This is a genomic window from Bosea sp. ANAM02 (assembly GCF_011764485.1).
GTDB lineage: Bacteria > Pseudomonadota > Alphaproteobacteria > Rhizobiales > Beijerinckiaceae > Allobosea.
On the sequence record NZ_AP022848.1, the window covers coordinates 2,514,391 to 2,531,041 of the forward strand.

Below are 16,651 nucleotides of genomic sequence, written 5' to 3' on the forward strand. Positions count from 1 at the left end.
AACCCGATGTCATGACATCGCGCGCCTTCATCGCCGGCTGCCTCGGCACGAGCCTCACTGCTGACGAGCGGGCCTTTTTCCGTGATGCCAGGCCCTGGGGTTTCATCGTCTTCAAGCGCAACACGCAGTCGCCCGAGCAAGTCGCGGCGCTGACCGCCCAGATGCGCGAGACCGTCGGCTGGCACGCGCCGATCCTCATCGATCAGGAAGGCGGGCGGGTCCAGCGCATGGGGCCGCCGAACTGGCCGAAATACCCGTCGGCGCGCGCCTTCCTCGCGATCAACGACCCCATCCGCCAGCGCGAGATCATCCGGCTCTCGGCCCGGCTGATGGCGCATGACCTGAAACAAGTCGGTATCGATGTCGACTGCCTGCCGGTGCTCGACGTGCCGGTGGCCGGCAGCCACGACGTGATCGGCGACCGCGCCTATGCCCATGATCCCGACCAGGTGGCGCGGCTCGGCCGGGCGGCGGCCGAGGGGCTGATCGCCGGCGGCGTGCTGCCGGTCGTCAAGCACATGCCCGGCCATGGCCGCGCACGCGCCGACAGCCATCACGACCTGCCGATCGTCGATGCCTCGCTGGACGAACTCCGGGCGCATGATTTCCGGCCGTTCCGGCATCTCGCCGACATGCCGCTGGCGATGACAGCGCATCTCGTCTTCACCGCGCTCGACGCCAAGAATCCGGCGACGATCTCCCGCAAGATCGTGCGCGAGATCATGCGCGGCGAACTCGGCTTCGACGGGCTGATCATGACCGACGACATCTCGATGAAGGCACTGTCCGGTTCGTTCGAGGCGAAGTCGCGCGCCGCGATCCGCGCCGGCGTCGATGTGATCCTGCATTGCCACGGCATCATGGACGAGATGATCGCGGTCGCAGGCGCCGTGCCGGAGATGACCGGCGCGCGCGCGCGCCGCGCCAACGCAGCGCTCGGACGCATCAGGCACGAGCCGGAGCCGGTCGATCCGGAGGCCGCCCGCGCCGAAGTGGCGGCTGCGCTTGCGTTGCAGGCCTGAACGGCTGAATCTGTTTCGGGCCAATCCGCATTCTCAGCCCTCATCCTGAGGAGCAGCCACAGGCTTGCGTCTCAAAGGATGCTCCAGATGGTTTAGGAGCTTCCTGGAACATCCTTCGAGACGCCGCTGACGCGGCTCCTCAGGATGAGGGCTGAGATCAGGGCTCGATTGAAACGAGGTCCAGGCCAACATGACGGCCGAATTGCCATTCGAGGAAGACCGCGCCGAGCGCGCGGGCGAGCCTTCGCTCGTCGTCGATGTCGACGGCTATGAAGGGCCGCTCGACCTGCTGCTTGATCTCGCGCGCCGTCAGAAGGTCGACCTGCACCGCATCTCGATCCTGGCGTTGGCCGAGCAGTATCTCGCCTTCGTCGAGGAGGCGCGGGCGCTGCGGCTGGAACTTGCCGCGGACTATCTCGTGATGGCGGCCTGGCTCGCCTATCTCAAATCGCGCCTGCTGCTGCCGGAGCCGCCCAAGGGCGAGGAGCCGAGCGCGGCCGATCTCGCGACCGCGCTGGCCTTGCGCCTGCGCCGGCTGGAAGCGATCCGGGCCGCCGCCAACCGGCTGTCGGCGCGCGAGCGGCTGGGGCAGGACGTGTTCGCCCGCGGTGCGCCGGAGGAGGTCGTGGCCGGCGCCCGGCCGGTCTGGCAGGCCGAGCTCTACGATCTGCTCGCAGCCTACGCCCAGCAGCGGCAGAAGCGGGTGCAGGGCCATATCTCGGTCGGCCATCGTGTCGTCTGGTCGCTGGTCGAGGCGCGCGTGGCCTTGCAGCGGCTGGTCGGCGAGGCCGGCGACTGGACGGAGCTCGACGGCTATCTCACGCAGTACATGGCGTCGCATGGCCTGCCGGCGCGGGAGATGCGGGCGACGGTACAGGCCTCCGCGCTTTCGGCCATGCTGGAGATGGTGCGGGAAGGGGTGCTCGACCTCAGGCAGGAGGAGGCCTTCGCGCCGATCCAGGTCCGCCGCCGCTCGGCCCGGCCGGAAAGCTTGCCCTTCGCCGCCAGGGATGCCTCATGACCGGCATGGCGGCTGGACCCGAGGATGTCGAGGCCGATGGCGGGGCCGAAGCCTTTTCGCAGGCGCTGCGCGTCGTCGAGGCGCTGCTCTTCGCTTCGGCCGTGCCGCTGACGGCGGAGGCGCTCGGCCGCGCCATTCCCGCCGGCATCGCGATCGAGCAGGTGCTGGCTCGGCTGGTCGAGAGCTATGCCTTGCGCGGGGTCAATCTGCGCCAGGTCGCCGGCGGCTGGGCCTTTCGCACGGCGCCCGATCTCGGCTACCTGCTCGCGGCCGAGGCGGAGCCGCCGCGCCGGCTGTCGCGGGCCGCGCTCGAGGTGCTGTCGATCATCGCCTATCATCAGCCGGTAACGCGGGCCGAGATCGAGGAGATACGCGGCGTCGCCACCGCCAAGGGCACGCTCGACATCCTGCTGGAGGCGGGCTGGGTCCGCCTGCGCGGGCGGCGGCGCTCGCCGGGGCGGCCGATCACCTATGGCACGACGCCGGGCTTCCTCGACCATTTCGGGCTCGATCGCATCGACGACCTGCCGGGGCTGGAGGAATTGAAGGGGACGGGCTTCATCGAGGGGCGCCTGACGCGCGACCTCGCCGTGCCGGTTCCCGACGACGATCCGTCCTTGCGCGACGACGAGGACCCGCTCGGCGACCTGTTCAGCCCGCTTGACGACGGCGAAGGCGGGTCGCAGGGGTGAGGCGGCTTGTGTCGCCTGCTCAGCCCTCATCCTGAGGAGCAAGCGCAGCTTGCGTCTCGAAGGATGTTTCAGAGCGCGCTGGACCATCCTTCGAGACGCCGCTACGCGGCTCCTCAGGATGAGGGCTGAAGGACGACGCCCGGTAAGGAGCAGGGACTTGGCGCAGAGCGAGACCAAATCAGGATGGCTCGGTTGGGGCCGGCGCGGCACGGCCGGCGCGGCGATCCCGATGGCGCTCGGCTTCGAGGCCGTGACGCAGCGCTTCGGTGCGGTGACCGCGTTGTCCGATGTCTCGCTCTCGGTCAAACCGGGCGAGATCGTCGCGCTTCTCGGCCAGTCGGGCTGCGGCAAGACGACGCTGCTCAGGCTCGCCGCCGGGATCGAGCGGCCAAGCGCCGGCCGGATCCTGCTCGAAGGACGCGACGTCTCGGCGCCCGATCGCTTCGTCGAGCCCGAGGATCGCGGAATCGGCTTCGTCTTTCAGGATTATGCGCTGTTTCCCCATCTCAGCGTGCGCGACAATGTCCGCTTCGGCCTGCGCGGCCAGGCGCCGGCGGCGGCCGATGCGACCGCCTTGCGCGCGTTGGGGCGGGTTGGCCTTGCGGAACTCGCCGATTCCTACCCGCATATGCTTTCGGGCGGCGAGCAGCAGCGCGTGGCGCTGGCGCGCGCGATCGCGCCGCGGCCGGGCGTGCTGCTGATGGACGAGCCCTTCTCCAATCTCGACCGGCGCCTGCGCGACGTGGTGCGCGACGAAACCGCGGCCCTGCTTGAGGAAACCGGCGCGACCTCGATCATCGTCACGCACGACCCCGAGGACGCGATGCGCATCGCCGACCGGATCGTGCTGATGCGGGCCGGCCGGATCGTCCAGGTCGGCACCGGCGAGGAGCTTTACCGGCAGCCCAACAGCCTCTTTGCCGCCCGATTTTTCTGCGATCTGACGGAGGTCGAAGGGCGGGTGTCCGATGGCGCCGTCGATACGCCATTCGGCCGTTTCGCGGCGCCGGGGATCGCGGAAGGCGCGATGGCGATCGCCTGCATCCGGCCACACCGTGTCCGTATCGTACCGAAGGGCTATTATCTGCGCGGGCGATTGATCGGCCGGCGCTTCCTTGGGGAGGCCGATCATCTGCAGGTGACGGTGGACGGCTTCGACAGGGCCTTGTCGGTTCGCGCGCCGCTCTCGGACGAGATCGCGGTGGGCGACGAGATCGGGGTCGAGATTCCGTCGGACGAAGTCCTTGTGTTTCCGGCCGCGGATCAATAGGTTCCGCCGCCGAACAAGCGACCGGACCAGGATTTGGTTGGGGCCATTCCCCGGTCGTCGCAATTTCGGAGGAGTTTCGCCATGGGTGGCGTGAGCATTTGGCACTGGATCGTCGTCGGCGTCATCGTGATGCTGCTCTTCGGGCGCGGCAAGGTTTCCGAGCTGATGGGCGATGTCGCCAAGGGCATCAAATCGTTCAAGAAGGGCATGGCCGAGGATGACGAGGCGGCGGCGCCGACCGCCACCAATGTCGACCCCAAGGTGATCGACCAGACGAAGGCCGACAACGCCGCCGCCCAGGCCCAGGCCAAGGCCGAGCACAAGGCCTGATGCCGCTACCCCTCCGGGGGTAGGCTTGAGAGGACGAGCCGTCGATGTTCGACATCGCCTGGAGCGAGATGGTGCTGATCGGCGCGGTGGCGCTGGTGGTGATCGGCCCTAAGGACCTGCCCAAGGCCCTGCGCACGGTCGGCCAGACGGTCGGCCGCATCCGGCGCATGGCCTCGGAATTCCAGGGGCAGTTCAACGAGGCGATGCGCGAGGCCGAACTCGCCGACCTGAAGAAGCAGGTCGAGGATGTCGGCGGATCGGTGTCGAGCGCGCTGAATAGCGATTTCAAGCCGATCGAGACCCCGAAGGAGTTCGATCCCGCCAAGCCGGATGCTCCGAAGCCGGACGAGGAGGCCTTGAAGGAGGCCGAGGTCAAGCTCGCTTCGCTGCCGCCACCCGAGCCGCTGCCGCCGGTCGATATCGCGGCCGAGGCATCGAAGCCCGCCGAGAGGCCTAAGCGGGCGCGCAAGGCTGCGGCCGAGCCTGTACCTGCAGTCGTCGAGGCGCCTGCCGCCCCGGCCGTGTTGGCCGAGCCCGCTCCGGCCAAGCCCGTCCGCAAGCGCGGCGCAAAGGCCGTTGAAACCCCGGTTGCCGCCAAAGCTCCGGCGCCCGTCGCTGCCGTGCCGGCGAAGGCTCTCAAGGCGCCAGCCGCCCGCAAGCCGAAGGTCGCGGCCGAGGCCCCGTCCGAGTCCGCCAAGCCTGCCGCCCGCAAGCGCAAGACCGCCAAGGGCGAGGAGAATTCCGCATGAGCGTCGCCAATCCGCGCGATGGCGAGGACGAGATCGAGGCCTCGCGCGCGCCGCTCATCGAGCATCTGGTCGAACTGCGCTCGCGCCTGATCAAGTCGCTGATCGCGTTCCTGCTGATGTTCTTCGTCTGCTTCGGCTTCTCGACGCAGATCTACAATATCCTCGTGCTGCCCTATGTCTGGGCCGCCGGCAGCGCCGCCAATGCGCAACTGATCTATACCGGTCCGCTCGAGCTGCTCTTCACCCATATCAAGGTGGCGGCTTTCGGCGCCGGCTTCTTCGCCTTCCCGGTGATCGCGACGCAGATCTACAAATTCGTCGCGCCCGGCCTCTACAAGAACGAGAAGGCGGCCTTTGCACCCTATCTGGTGGCGACGCCGATCTTCTTCACGCTCGGCTCGCTCCTGGTGTTCTTCTTCGCCATGCCGGTTCTGATGAAGTTCTCGCTCGGCATGCAGCAGGCTGCGACCGAGACCCAGGCCGGCATCGCGCTCCTGCCGAAGGTCAGCGAATATCTCTCGCTGATCATGACGCTGATCTTCGCCTTCGGCATCGCCTTCCAGCTGCCGGTGATCCTGACCCTGCTCGGGCAGGCCGGAATCATCGATTCGCAGTTCCTGAAGGACAAGCGCCGCTACGCGATCGTCTTCGTCTTCGTCGTCGCGGCGGTGCTGACACCGCCGGACGTGATCTCGCAGCTCATGCTCGCCGTGCCGATGATGCTGCTCTACGAGCTCTCGGTGTTCTCGGTGCGTCGCGTCGAGAAGAAGGGCGAGGCCGCGAAGGCGGAAGCGGACGCGGCGGAGTAGGGCGCTCCCGTCATGCTCGCCCTTGTGGCGAGCATCCACGTCTTGGGCATCGCACTGCGTCGACGAAGACGTGGATGGTCGGGACAGGCCCGACCATGACGTGTCGGGCCTTCAAATGCCCATAACGGTGGTTCCCTCGCGCGCGATCCCGGTCTAGAGCATGCGACGCTGCATTCCGCAGCGATGGCATGGCCGGACGACGATGTACGACATCAGATGGATTCGCGAGAACGCCACGGCGTTCGACAAGGGGCTTGAACGCAGGGGCCTGGCGCCGCTGTCGTCCTCGCTGCTCGCACTCGACGATGTCCGCCGCTCGTCGATCGCCAAGGCGCAAGCCACGCAGGAGCGCCGCAACGCGCTTTCCAAGGAGATCGGCAAGGCTTTTGCGCAGAAGGATGCCGCGCTCGCCGACAGCCTGAAGGCCGAGGTCGCCGCGCTCAAGGAGCAGCAGCCGGCGCTGGAGGCGGAGGAGAAGGCCGCCAAGGATGCTCTCGACGAAAAGCTCGCCGCGATCCCGAACATGCCCTTCGACGACGTGCCGGACGGTGCCGACGAGCACGGCAATGTCGTGCTGCACGTCCATGGCGTGAAGCCGGAGGATCGCGGGCTGCTCAAGGGCGTCAACGATCCCAAGCAGCATTTCGAGCTGGGCGAGGCGCTCGGCCAGATGGATTTCGAGAAGGCGGCCAAGCTCTCCGGCTCGCGCTTCGTCGTGCTGCAGAGTGGGGTCGCGCGGCTCAGCCGGGCGATCGGGCAGTTCATGCTCGACACGCACACGGAAGAGCACGGCTATACCGAGGTCAACCCGCCGCTGCTGGTGCGCGACGACGCGATGTTCGGCACGGCGCAGTTGCCGAAGTTCCGCGAGGATCAGTTCCGCGCCGGCGAGGAGCACTGGCTGATCCCGACCGCCGAGGTGCCGCTGACCAATCTGGCAAGGGAATCAATCCTCTCCGAGGAGGAGCTGCCGCTTCGATTCTCCGCGCTGACACCCTGCTTCCGCTCGGAAGCCGGTTCGGCCGGGCGCGACACGCGCGGCATGCTGCGCCAGCACCAGTTCGAGAAGGTCGAGCTCGTCTCGATAACCGCGCCGGAGAAGTCGCGCGAGGAGCATGAGCGCATGCTCGCCTGCGCCGAGGCCGTGCTGAAGAAGCTCGACCTGCATTATCGCGTGATGACCTTGTGCACCGGCGACATGGGCTTCGCCTCGCAGAAGACCTGGGACATCGAGGCCTGGCTGCCCGGCCAGAAGACCTATCGCGAGATCTCGTCCTGCTCGGTCTGCGGCGATTTCCAGGCGCGGCGCATGAACGCCCGCTACAAGACCAGGGACGGCAAGGGGCCGTTCTTCGTGCACACCCTCAACGGCTCGGGCACGGCGGTCGGCCGGGCGCTGATCGCGGTGATGGAGAACTACCAGAACGCCGACGGCTCGATCACCGTGCCGGACGTGCTGGTGCCCTATATGCGTGGGCTGACGCGGATCGAGAAGGCGGCCTGAGACATGCGTATCCTCGTCACCAATGATGACGGCATCCATGCCGAGGGCCTGGCCGTGCTGGAGCGCATCGCGCGCCAGCTCTCCGACGACGTCTGGGTCGTGGCGCCAGAGACCGACCAGTCCGGCGTCGCGCATTCGCTGTCGCTGTCCAATCCGCTGCGGCTGCGCCAGATCGAGGAAAAGCGCTTCGCGGTGCAGGGCACGCCGACCGATTGCGTGATCATGGCGGTGCGCGCCGTCATGAAGGAGGCGCGGCCCGATCTCGTGCTTTCCGGCGTCAACCGCGGCTCGAACGTCGCCGAGGACGTGACCTATTCCGGCACGATCGCCGCCGCCATGGAAGGCACGCTGCTCGGCGTGCCCTCGATCGCGGTGAGCCAGGCCTATATGCCGGGCAATCGCGATTCGATCCGCTGGGACTGCGCCGAGAGCCATGCGCCGGGCATCATCCGCCGGTTGCTGGAGGAGGGCATTCCGGAGGGCGTTCTGTTCAACCTCAACTTCCCCAATGCCGGACCGGACGAGGTCGAGGGCGTCGCCGTCACCGTGCAGGGGCGGCGCGACCAGGGGATCGTGCAGCTCGAACCGCGCAAGGACGGCCGCGGCAATCCCTATTACTGGATCGCCTTCCAGCGCAGCGGCCAGGAACCGGCCAACGGCACCGACCTGAAGGCGCTGGCGGAAAGGCGGATCTCGGTCACGCCGCTGGAACTCGACCTGACGCATGAGCCGACGCTGACGCGCTTCGCGCAGCTCTTCGCGTGAGGAGGCATTGCCCTTTGCGTCATGGTCGGCCTTGTGCCGACCATCCACGTCCTCCTTTGTCGGGAGCGGTGTTCAAGACGTGGATGCTCGCCACAAGGGCGAGCATGACGGCGGCGCAATGAACGGATGCCGGACAGCATGAGCGAGGACGCGCCGGCCAGCGAAGGCGAGCGCACCGTCGCCTTCCTGCTCTCGCTCCGGGCGCGGGGCGTGCGCGACCTCGCGCTGCTGCGCGCGATGGAGCGGGTGCCGCGCGACCGCTTCGCGCCGGCCCGCTTCGCCGATCTCGCCCGGCAGGACGTCTCGGTGCCGCTGCCCTGCGGCCAGACGATGACCGCGCCGCACACCGTCGCCAACCTGCTCGGCGCGCTCGACATGCAACCGGGTGCACGGGTGCTCGAAGTGGGGACCGGCTCCGGCTACGTCTCGGCGCTGCTTGCCGCCATGGGCGGCGAGATCGTCTCGCTGGAGCGCTACCGCTCGCTGGCGCTGGCGGCGCATGAGCGTGTCTCCGGCAGCGGCTTCGGCGGCATCGTCGACCTGCGCCATGCGGATGGTTTCCAGCCCGACCGGACGCTCGGGCGCTTCGACCGCATCCTTGTCAACGGCGTGACCCAGGCCGTGCCGGAGGCGCTGCTGGCGCGGCTTTCGCCGGGCGGGCGCCTCGTCGGGGCGCTGCGCATCGACGGCGCGGCGCGGCGGGTGGTGGTCACGCATCTCGAAGACGGGCAGTTCGACCATGCGACCGGGCCGGCGCTGCGCCTGCCGCCTCTCGTGCCCGGCCGGTCTCGCGCGCTGTAGGTCCTTGCCGCGCCGTCGGCATGCGCGAGCCCTCTTTCGGGAAATCCAAAAAAATGAAGACGGCCGGCTGAGCGAAACGGTTTCGTAACCTCAACGGGAGTTTAATCCCGGTCATCGAGTTGCGTCGTTCGCGAGTACTCAGTTCATGCGTAGCCAAGCCGGATCGATCAATCCCCGCTCTCTCCGTCGTTTGTCCACGGTGTGCCTGTTCGCCATCGGCGTCAGCGCGTGCTCGTCGGATACGATGCGTTTCACCGAGACGCCGTTCGATAGTCCGTTCAAGACGGCCCAGGCGCCGGTTCGCGATCCGGTCACGACCGGCTCGATCGGGCAGGTGTCGAGCGCGCCGCTGCAGCCGGTGGCCTCCGCCCCCGTCGTCCGGGCGCAGCCCCTGCCGCCGCCGCAATCCTCCGTCGCGCTGAGCTCGCCGGCTCCGCAGGCCGTCTCCGGCGGCGCTTCAGGCTGGTCCGCGCAAGGCGGCACGCCCGTCGTGCTCGCCCAGGGTGAGACGCTCGACATGATCTCGCTGCGCTATGGCGTGCCGCGGGCCGCCATCATGTCGGCGAACGGGCTGAGCAATCCGAACGTCGCTCCCGGTACGCGCGTCACCATTCCCGTCTATAACGCTTCCGCCGCGGCTGTTCCGGCTGCCGCCCCGGCGCCGGTCCGACAGGTTGCCCAGGCTCCGGTGGAGACGCAGCGCTTCGTCGCCGGGCCGTCCGCCGCCCCGCGCGTCACCCCGCCGGCTGCCGTCGATCCGAAGACGCGGGCCAGGGCTGCCGCCGAGGCCAAGGCTGCCGCTGCCGCCGAGGCCAAAGCGAAGGCCGCTGCCGATGCCCAGGCCATGAAGGAATCGCGCGCTCGTTTCGCCGCCGAGGCCAAGGCCAAGGCCGATGCCCGCAAGAGCGCGGCGCTGCCGACGCCGGCCGCCAAGCCCGCTGCGGTTTCGGTCGCCGCCGCAAGGCCCGCTGCCGAGGCGAAGCCGGTGAAGCCTGCCGCCCAGCCGACGAAGCCGGTGGTCGTCGCGAGCGCGCCGGCTGTCGAGCCGAAGCCGACCGCGATCCCGAAGGCCGATCCGGCGCCGGAGCCGAAGACCACGGCGAGCATCCCGAAGCAGGAAGAAGCGGCAGCGTCGTCCTCCGACAAGGCGGATTTCCGCTGGCCGGCACGCGGCCGCGTCATCTCCGGCTATAGCGGCAAGGGCGGCAACGAGGGCATCAACATCGCGGTTCCCGAGGGCACGCCGGTCAAGGCGGCCGAGGGCGGCACCGTCGCCTATGCCGGCAGCGAGCTGAAGGGCTACGGCAATCTCGTCCTGATCCGTCACCCGAACGGCTATGTCTCGGCCTATGCCCATAACGGCGAGCTCAAGGTGAAGCGCGGCGACACCGTCAAGCGCGGCCAGGTCGTCGCCAGCTCGGGCCAGACCGGAAACGTCTCCTCGCCGCAGCTCCATTTCGAACTGCGCAAGGGCTCGGCGCCGGTCGATCCGACGCCCTACCTGAACAACTGATACGGGAGCCGCGGACGAGGTTTCACCCTTCGATCGGTTCCGCGAGACCCTCCCGATCGAAAAGAACGGGGCTGCCCCAGAAAAGGGCGGCCCCGTTTTCGCTTGTCCAACGTCGTCATGCTCGGGCTTGACTTGAGCATCTCGGAAACCAGAGCCCTCTGGTCATGAGATTCTCGGGTCAAGCCCGAGAATGACGCCCCTAATCTTCCAGCTTCTTTCCCAACCGCCCGGCGAGGTCCTGGATGTACTGCCAGGCGGTGCGGCCGGAGCGGGAACCGCGCGTCGTCGACCATTCCAGCGCGTCGCGGCGCAGTTCCTCGGCTGCGACGTCCAGCCCGAAATGGCCGGCATAGCCGTTGATCATCTCCAGATACTCGTCCTGGCTGCATTTGTGGAAGCCGAGCCAGAGGCCGAAACGGTCCGAGAGCGAGACCTTCTCCTCGATCGCCTCGCCCGGATTGATCGAGGTCGAGCGCTCGTTGTCCATCATGTCGCGCGGCAGCAGGTGGCGGCGATTCGAGGTGGCGTAGAACACGACATTGTCCGGCCGCCCCTCGACACCGCCGTCGAGCACAGCCTTAAGCGACTTGTAGGAGGTGTCGTCGCTGTCGAAGGACAGATCGTCGCAGAAGACGATGGCGCGGTGCGGATCGTTGCGCAGCAGCCCCATCAGTGCCGGCAGGCTCTCGATGTCCTCGCGATGGATCTCGATCAGCTTCAGCGGCAGCGCGTCCTGGGCGAGGCGCAGGTTGGTGTCGGCATGGACCGCCTTGACCAGCGAGGACTTGCCCATGCCGCGCGCGCCCCAGAGCAGCACGTTGTTGGCCGGCAGCCCCTTGGCGAAGCGCTCGGTATTCTCGGCCAGCGTGTCGCGGACACGGTCGACGCCGCGCAGCAGCGAGAGCGCGACGCGGTTCACCTTCGGCACCGGCACGAGCTCCGAGCCTGAGGCCTGCCAGACGAAGGCGTTGGCGGCCTTGAGATCGGCCGCCTTGCGACGGGGCGGGGCGATGCGCTCCAGCGCGTCGGCGATGCGCAGCAGCGTGGCCAGGGTCTGGTCGGGGGCGGTTTCGGTCGTGGTCATGGCGTCGTGGCCTTCGTTTCATTCCGTCGAACCGTACCGTACCGTCCGGTACGGTTCTCGTCGCTAGCTAAACCGCGTCGTGGATCGTGCGCAAGGGGCATTGCGCGAATGGCAGCCAGCCCATAGGTGAGGGATCGCGCATGGGCGACCGGAAAAGCTGCCGCGTTTGTTTGTCGAGCCCTCATCCTGAGGAGCGGCCAAAGGCTGCGTCTCGAAGGATGCTCCAGGAGATTGTGGAGGTATCTGGAGCATCCTTCGAGACGCCATTTCCACGGAAATGGCTCCTCTGGATGAGGGCTCGGGGTTCAAACGTGGTCGCATGTCCGGGAGACCGGGCGCGTCCGATTGATTTCACGGCGTTGCTGGCTATAGTCCGCGCGATTTTGCGGCCGGGCGGTGGTTTTGGCTTGCGTCTTCCCGTCTAGAGATTCGCGGTCGGCGGCGTGCCGCCGCCGTACCAGAGGAGTGTATTCGTGATCACCCCCGCTTTCGCCCAGGCCACAGGAGCCGGTGGCGGCGCCGACATGCTGATCCAGCTCGTGCCGTTCCTGCTGATCTTCGTCATCATGTGGTTCCTGATCATCCGGCCGCAGCAGCGCCGGGCCAAGGCTCATCAGGAGCTGATCAAGAACGTCCGCCGCGGCGACACCGTCGTCACCTCCGGCGGCATGATCGGGAAGGTCTCGAAGGTCGTCGACGACGGCGAGATCGAGGTCGAGATCGCCGACGGCGTGCGCGTGCGCATCGTGCGCGGCATGATCCAGGACGTCCGCTCCAAGGGCGAGCCGGTCAAGAACTGAGAATGCGGCGGCCCAGGCCCTCGAAAGGGGGCCTGAGGCACGATAACAAGGCTGTTCACGCAGATGCTTCGTCTCCAGGCCCGCAAGGTCATTCTCGTCCTGCTCGTGCTGTTCATCGGCTGCGGGCTCGCCGTGCCGAACCTCTTGTCGCCTGAGACGCGCAAGGCCATCGAAACCAACGCGCCCTCCTGGATTCCGCGCGCCTTCCTGCCGATCCATGCGGTGGTGCTCGGCCTCGATCTGCAGGGCGGATCGCACGTCCTGCTCGAGATCGACCGGGCCGAGCTGGTGCGCAGCCAGGTCGTCCAGCTCCGCGACGATACCCGCCGCATCCTGCGCGAGGAGCGGGCGGCGCCACAAGGCGGCATCCAGACGACGCAGCGCGGCGTTCAGGTCCGCGTTCCCGATGCCGCCGAGCGCGCCCGCGTGATGCCGAAGCTGCGCGAGCTCGCCCAGCCGATCGGTACGATCGGCGCCTTCGGACCCTCGGGCAACCAGTCGATCGCCGTCACCGAGCAGCCGGACGGGCTGATCCAGCTTACGGTCACGGAAGCCGGCTCCAATGAGCGCATCCGCCGCGCCGTGGAGCAGGCCATGGAAGTGCTGCGCCGGCGCGTCGACGCGCTCGGCACGACCGAGCCGAACATCCAGCGCCAGGGCCTCGACCGCATCCTGGTGCAGGTGCCGGGCCTGCAGGATCCGCAGCGCCTGAAGCAGATCCTCGGCGACACCGCCAAGCTCGAATTCCGCCTCGTCGGCGATGCCAACAGCAGCGATGTCGACATGCTGCCCTCGCAGGATGCCGGCGGCCAGATGGTGCCCGTCGCGCGCCAGCCCGTCGTCGACGGCGCCGACCTGATCGACGCGCAGCCGGCCTTCGATTCGCGCTCGGGCCAGCCGATCGTGAATTTCCGCTTCAATATCCGCGGCGCCCAGCGATTCGGCCAGATCACAACCGAGAATCTCGGCCGCCCGCTGGCGATCGTGCTCGACAACAAGGTGATCTCCTCGCCGGTGATCCAGTCGCCGATCACCGGCGGCTCGGGCCAGATCTCCGGCAATTTCACGGTCGAGCAGGTCAACAACCTGTCGATCCTGCTGCGTGCCGGCGCGCTGCCCGCCAAGATGACGATCGTCGAGGAGCGCACCGTGGGCCCCGGCCTCGGCGCCGACTCGATCCAGGCCGGCAAGATGGCGACCCTGATCGCGACCGTGCTGGTCGTGGTCTACATGCTGGCGACCTACGGTATCTTCGGCATCATCGCGAGCATCGCGCTGCTCGTCCATGTCGGGCTGATCTTCGGCCTGATGTCCTTTCTCGGTGCGACGATGACGCTGCCCGGCATCGCCGGCATCGTGCTGACCATCGGCACGGCGGTCGATTCCAACGTGCTGATCTACGAACGCATGCGCGAGGAGGAGCACCAGGGCCGCAGCCTCGTCTCCGCGCTCGAAGCCGGCTTCCAGCGCGCGTTCGCCACGATCATCGACTCCAACGTCACCATGCTCATCGCGGCGGTGGCGCTGTTCACGCTCGGCTCCGGCCCGGTGCGCGGCTTCGCGGTGGTCTTCATCCTGGGCATCCTGACCACCGTCATCACGGCGGTGACGCTGACCCGGATGCTGATCGCGATCTGGTACCGCCTGGCCAAGCCCAAGCACCTCCCGTTCTGACGCTGCCAACCCCTCAGGAGATTGGCCATGCGCATGCGCCTGCTTCGTATCGTTCCCGACAATACCAAGTTCAAATTCGTCTGGTTCCGGCGCTTCAGCTATCCGCTGTCGGCTGCCTATTCGATCCTCGTGCTCGTGCTCTTCCTGACGGTCGGCCTGAATTTCGGCATCGACTTCAAGGGCGGCACCCTGATCGAGATGCAGACCAAGGGCGCGGCCGTCGACATCGCCCAGATCCGCCAGACCGCCAACGGCCTCGGCTTCGGCGAGGCCGAGGTCCAGGAATTCGGCTCCGGCGGAGAGGTCTCGATGCGCTTCGGCATGCAGCCGGGTGGCGAGACGGCGCAGCAGGCCGTGGTGGTCAAGGCGCGCGAGGCCTTCGCCTCCGGTTATGACTTCCGTCGCGTCGAGACCGTCGGTCCGCGCGTCTCGGGCGAACTGGTCCAGGCCGGCACGCTCGGCGTCGTGCTCGCGATCGTCGGCGTGCTGATCTATCTCTGGTTCCGCTTCGAGATGCCGCTGGCGATCGGCGCGATCCTCGGCACGCTGCACGATATCGTGCTGACGATCGGCTTCTTCCTGATCACGCAGCTCGAATTCAACCTGACTTCGATCGCGGCGATCCTGACCATCGTCGGCTACTCGCTGAACGAGACCGTCGTGGTGTTCGACCGTACGCGCGAGTTGCTGCGGCGCTACAAGACCATGCCGGTGGCCGAGCTGCTCGACCTCTCGGTGAACTCGACGCTGTCGCGTACCGCGATGACGGCGACCACGACCTTCCTGTCGCTGCTGGCGCTCGTGATCTTCGGCGGCACGGCGATCGAGGGCTTCGCGCTGGTCATGCTGTTCGGGGTCGTCGTCTGCACCTATTCCGCGATGTTCGTCTCGACCCCGGTGCTGCTCTACATGGATGTCCGCTCCGCCGGCGTCCGCGAGGAGGCGCAGGAGGCGGCGCGCGCCAAGGCTTCCGCCGCGAAGGCCAAGGCCTGATCGTCGCCGGGGCTTCTGCTCACCATGCCGCGCTTCGAGGGCTTCGTTCCCGGCCGTTTCCCGCTCGACGCCATCGGCGCGGGCGGGTTCCGCTTCGCCGAGATGAGCCACAAGGGCTCGATCATCGCGACGCCGGCCGGCATCCGGATCTGGCCGGTGACGCGCTTTTCGGAGATTACGATCGAGAGCCTGCAGCCGGTGCTCGATGAGGCCGGGACGATCGATTTCCTGCTGATCGGCACAGGCGCGGATATCGCCTTCATTCCGCCCGCTCTGCGTGATCCGCTGAGGCAGGCCGGAATCACCATCGAGGGCATGGCGACCGGCGCGGCCGCCCGGACCTATAATGTGCTGGTCGGCGAGGACCGGCGGGTGGCGGCGGCGCTGATCGCAGTCGACTAGAGGTCGGCCATGCCGGCGACGCGTAGCGCGGGCAGGGCGCTTGCCCTAAGATTGGAAACGGCCGCACGATGACGGGCCGAGGCGGAACGATGCCGCAGACCGAGACAGACGACCGCAGGGAGATTGCGCCGGCGCGCCTGCCGGAAGCTTACGCCCATTGCGCCGAGCTCGTCCGCGAGCAGGACCAGGATCGCTACATCGCCGGGCTCTATGCCCCGGAAGACCGCCGCGCGGCGCTCTATGCGCTCCATGCCTTCAGCCTGGAGATCGCGCGCGTCAGGGCCCTGGTGAGCGAACCCTTGCCAGGCGAGGTCCGCCTGCAATGGTGGCGCGACGTGCTCGAAGGCCAGGCCGGCGGCGAGACGCAGGCCCATCCCGTCGCCGCGGCCCTGCTCGACACGATCAGGCGCTATCGCCTGCCGGTCGCGCCGCTGACCGCGCTGATCGATGCGCGCATCTTCGACCTCTACGACGATCCGATGCCGTCGCTGCGCGATCTCGAAGGCTATGCCGGCGAGACGGTCGGCGCGGTGATCCGGCTCGCCTGCATCATCCTGGCCGGCGGGCGCGATCCGGGCGGCGCGGCGGCCTGCGGCCATGCCGGCGTCGCCTATGCGCTGACCGGCCTGATGCGCGCCTTCCCCTGGCATGCGGCCGAAGGGCAGGTCTATCTGCCGGCCGATATCCTCGCCCGCAACGGCGTGACGCGCGACGACATCGTGCGCGGGCGCGGCGGGCCGGGCGTGCTCTACACGCTGAAGGAGTTGCGCGAAATCGCGCGCGGGCACCTGAAGAAGCTCACGAGCCTCGGCGAGACGATTCCGAGCGACCTGAAGCCGGCCTTCCTGCCGGTGGCGCTGGTCGAGCCCTATCTCAAGCGGATGGAGGTGGCCGGCTACGATCCCTACCGCACCATCATCACGCTTCCGGCCTGGCGCCGGCAATGGGTGTTGTGGCGGGCGTCGCGGCGCAAGTGAAAGGTTCGTGCCGTTACTCTCCGCAGAGTGATTTGCTCAGTCCAGATTTCAGATTGCGCGGGGAACCCTCTCCCATAGGGAGAGGGCAGGGTGAGGGGTAGGCTGTTGGACACTGGAGCCGTGACCTGACCGCTGCTGCGGTGAGTGCGCGCCTCACTGGTCCGGGAGCCTACACCTCACCCCTGCCCCTCTCCTTACAGGAGAGGGGTTCCTCGCGGTTGTTCTTCCCGTTGAGAGTGACGCCA

At 67.8% G+C, this 16,651-nt stretch carries 17 protein-coding genes; 16 read left to right on the plus strand and 1 reads right to left on the minus strand.

The window, feature by feature from the left end:
• The first annotated feature begins 11 nt into the window (after window positions 1–11).
• The 11 genes from nagZ (at window position 12) to OCUBac02_RS12235 (ending at window position 10,476) form a co-directional block, all read left to right on the plus strand.
• Window positions 12–1,022: a beta-N-acetylhexosaminidase gene (gene nagZ / locus OCUBac02_RS12185; RefSeq protein WP_173045891.1), complete on the plus strand. Its 1,011-nt coding sequence runs from the start codon at window positions 12–14 to the stop codon at window positions 1,020–1,022.
• A 190-nt stretch (window positions 1,023–1,212) separates the two neighbouring features.
• A complete protein-coding gene (locus tag OCUBac02_RS12190) occupies window positions 1,213–2,043 on the plus strand; it encodes a segregation and condensation protein A (protein ID WP_173045893.1) in 831 nt (276 codons plus the stop codon).
• A gap of 5 nt (window positions 2,044–2,048) precedes the next feature.
• On the plus strand, window positions 2,049–2,735 hold the full coding sequence (scpB, locus tag OCUBac02_RS12195; protein WP_244639206.1) for an SMC-Scp complex subunit ScpB: 687 nt from the start codon (window positions 2,049–2,051) through the stop codon (window positions 2,733–2,735).
• Between the two features lie 157 nt (window positions 2,736–2,892).
• Complete coding sequence (locus tag OCUBac02_RS12200) at window positions 2,893–4,005, plus strand: ABC transporter ATP-binding protein (protein WP_244638895.1); 1,113 nt, start codon at window positions 2,893–2,895, stop codon at window positions 4,003–4,005.
• Between the two features lie 81 nt (window positions 4,006–4,086).
• Window positions 4,087–4,335: a twin-arginine translocase TatA/TatE family subunit gene (locus OCUBac02_RS12205; RefSeq protein ID WP_047577664.1), complete on the plus strand. Its 249-nt coding sequence runs from the start codon at window positions 4,087–4,089 to the stop codon at window positions 4,333–4,335.
• 44 nt (window positions 4,336–4,379) lie between these two features.
• Window positions 4,380–5,084, plus strand: a complete 705-nt coding sequence (gene tatB / locus OCUBac02_RS12210; RefSeq protein WP_173045897.1) for a Sec-independent protein translocase protein TatB — start codon at window positions 4,380–4,382, stop codon at window positions 5,082–5,084.
• Window positions 5,081–5,893 carry a twin-arginine translocase subunit TatC gene (gene tatC, locus OCUBac02_RS12215; RefSeq protein ID WP_047580446.1) on the plus strand — a complete coding sequence of 271 codons (813 nt, stop codon included), beginning with the start codon at window positions 5,081–5,083 and terminating at the stop codon, window positions 5,891–5,893. Before tatB ends, tatC begins: the two co-directional genes overlap by 4 nt.
• Before the next feature lie 202 nt (window positions 5,894–6,095).
• The gene (gene serS, locus OCUBac02_RS12220) at window positions 6,096–7,397 is read left to right on the plus strand and encodes a serine--tRNA ligase (protein ID WP_173045899.1); all 1,302 of its coding nucleotides are present in this window, start codon (window positions 6,096–6,098) and stop codon (window positions 7,395–7,397) included.
• 3 nt (window positions 7,398–7,400) lie between these two features.
• The gene (gene surE, locus OCUBac02_RS12225) at window positions 7,401–8,162 is read left to right on the plus strand and encodes a 5'/3'-nucleotidase SurE (protein ID WP_173045901.1); all 762 of its coding nucleotides are present in this window, start codon (window positions 7,401–7,403) and stop codon (window positions 8,160–8,162) included.
• A gap of 138 nt (window positions 8,163–8,300) precedes the next feature.
• Window positions 8,301–8,963: a protein-L-isoaspartate O-methyltransferase family protein gene (locus OCUBac02_RS12230; RefSeq protein ID WP_173045903.1), complete on the plus strand. Its 663-nt coding sequence runs from the start codon at window positions 8,301–8,303 to the stop codon at window positions 8,961–8,963.
• A gap of 244 nt (window positions 8,964–9,207) precedes the next feature.
• Window positions 9,208–10,476, plus strand: a complete 1,269-nt coding sequence (locus OCUBac02_RS12235; protein WP_173045905.1) for a LysM peptidoglycan-binding domain-containing M23 family metallopeptidase — start codon at window positions 9,208–9,210, stop codon at window positions 10,474–10,476.
• Between the two features lie 199 nt (window positions 10,477–10,675).
• Here the strand turns inward: OCUBac02_RS12235 and OCUBac02_RS12240 are convergent, their stop codons facing one another.
• Window positions 10,676–11,560: an ATP-binding protein gene (locus OCUBac02_RS12240; protein ID WP_173045907.1), complete on the minus strand. Its 885-nt coding sequence runs from the start codon at window positions 11,558–11,560 to the stop codon at window positions 10,676–10,678.
• 524 nt (window positions 11,561–12,084) lie between these two features.
• On the opposite strand from OCUBac02_RS12240, the gene yajC reads away from it, so the two are divergent.
• From yajC to OCUBac02_RS12265, 5 genes are all read left to right on the plus strand, one after another.
• Complete coding sequence (gene yajC, locus OCUBac02_RS12245; protein WP_052232110.1) at window positions 12,085–12,360, plus strand: preprotein translocase subunit YajC; 276 nt, start codon at window positions 12,085–12,087, stop codon at window positions 12,358–12,360.
• A 63-nt stretch (window positions 12,361–12,423) separates the two neighbouring features.
• The gene (gene secD, locus OCUBac02_RS12250) at window positions 12,424–14,034 is read left to right on the plus strand and encodes a protein translocase subunit SecD (protein WP_047576505.1); all 1,611 of its coding nucleotides are present in this window, start codon (window positions 12,424–12,426) and stop codon (window positions 14,032–14,034) included.
• 33 nt (window positions 14,035–14,067) lie between these two features.
• Window positions 14,068–15,027 carry a protein translocase subunit SecF gene (gene secF, locus OCUBac02_RS12255; protein ID WP_047576511.1) on the plus strand — a complete coding sequence of 320 codons (960 nt, stop codon included), beginning with the start codon at window positions 14,068–14,070 and terminating at the stop codon, window positions 15,025–15,027.
• Window positions 15,028–15,051: 24 nt separating this feature from the next.
• Window positions 15,052–15,429, plus strand: coding sequence for an Mth938-like domain-containing protein (locus OCUBac02_RS12260; protein ID WP_173045909.1), 378 nt, complete (start codon window positions 15,052–15,054; stop codon window positions 15,427–15,429).
• A gap of 89 nt (window positions 15,430–15,518) precedes the next feature.
• Window positions 15,519–16,406 carry a phytoene/squalene synthase family protein gene (locus tag OCUBac02_RS12265; RefSeq protein WP_047576508.1) on the plus strand — a complete coding sequence of 296 codons (888 nt, stop codon included), beginning with the start codon at window positions 15,519–15,521 and terminating at the stop codon, window positions 16,404–16,406.
• Window positions 16,407–16,651: the final 245 nt, after the last annotated feature.

Bases quoted from the DNA above. Each gene is read 5' to 3' on its own strand.
- tatC (WP_047580446.1), top strand. From the start codon at position 5,081: ATGAGCGTCGCCAATCCGCGCGATGGCGAGGACGAGATCGAGGCCTCG.
- OCUBac02_RS12190 (WP_173045893.1), top strand. From the start codon at position 1,213: ATGACGGCCGAATTGCCATTCGAGGAAGACCGCGCCGAGCGCGCGGGC.
- nagZ (WP_173045891.1), top strand. From the start codon at position 12: ATGACATCGCGCGCCTTCATCGCCGGCTGCCTCGGCACGAGCCTCACT.
- surE (WP_173045901.1), top strand. From the start codon at position 7,401: ATGCGTATCCTCGTCACCAATGATGACGGCATCCATGCCGAGGGCCTG.
- secD (WP_047576505.1), top strand. From the start codon at position 12,424: ATGCTTCGTCTCCAGGCCCGCAAGGTCATTCTCGTCCTGCTCGTGCTG.
- scpB (WP_244639206.1), top strand. From the start codon at position 2,049: ATGGCGGCTGGACCCGAGGATGTCGAGGCCGATGGCGGGGCCGAAGCC.
- serS (WP_173045899.1), top strand. From the start codon at position 6,096: ATGTACGACATCAGATGGATTCGCGAGAACGCCACGGCGTTCGACAAG.
- OCUBac02_RS12230 (WP_173045903.1), top strand. From the start codon at position 8,301: ATGAGCGAGGACGCGCCGGCCAGCGAAGGCGAGCGCACCGTCGCCTTC.
- OCUBac02_RS12265 (WP_047576508.1), top strand. From the start codon at position 15,519: ATGCCGCAGACCGAGACAGACGACCGCAGGGAGATTGCGCCGGCGCGC.
- OCUBac02_RS12260 (WP_173045909.1), top strand. From the start codon at position 15,052: ATGCCGCGCTTCGAGGGCTTCGTTCCCGGCCGTTTCCCGCTCGACGCC.
- OCUBac02_RS12240 (WP_173045907.1), bottom strand. From the start codon at position 11,560: ATGACCACGACCGAAACCGCCCCCGACCAGACCCTGGCCACGCTGCTG.
- OCUBac02_RS12235 (WP_173045905.1), top strand. From the start codon at position 9,208: ATGCGTTTCACCGAGACGCCGTTCGATAGTCCGTTCAAGACGGCCCAG.
- tatB (WP_173045897.1), top strand. From the start codon at position 4,380: ATGTTCGACATCGCCTGGAGCGAGATGGTGCTGATCGGCGCGGTGGCG.
- secF (WP_047576511.1), top strand. From the start codon at position 14,068: ATGCGCCTGCTTCGTATCGTTCCCGACAATACCAAGTTCAAATTCGTC.
- OCUBac02_RS12205 (WP_047577664.1), top strand. From the start codon at position 4,087: ATGGGTGGCGTGAGCATTTGGCACTGGATCGTCGTCGGCGTCATCGTG.
- yajC (WP_052232110.1), top strand. From the start codon at position 12,085: ATGCTGATCCAGCTCGTGCCGTTCCTGCTGATCTTCGTCATCATGTGG.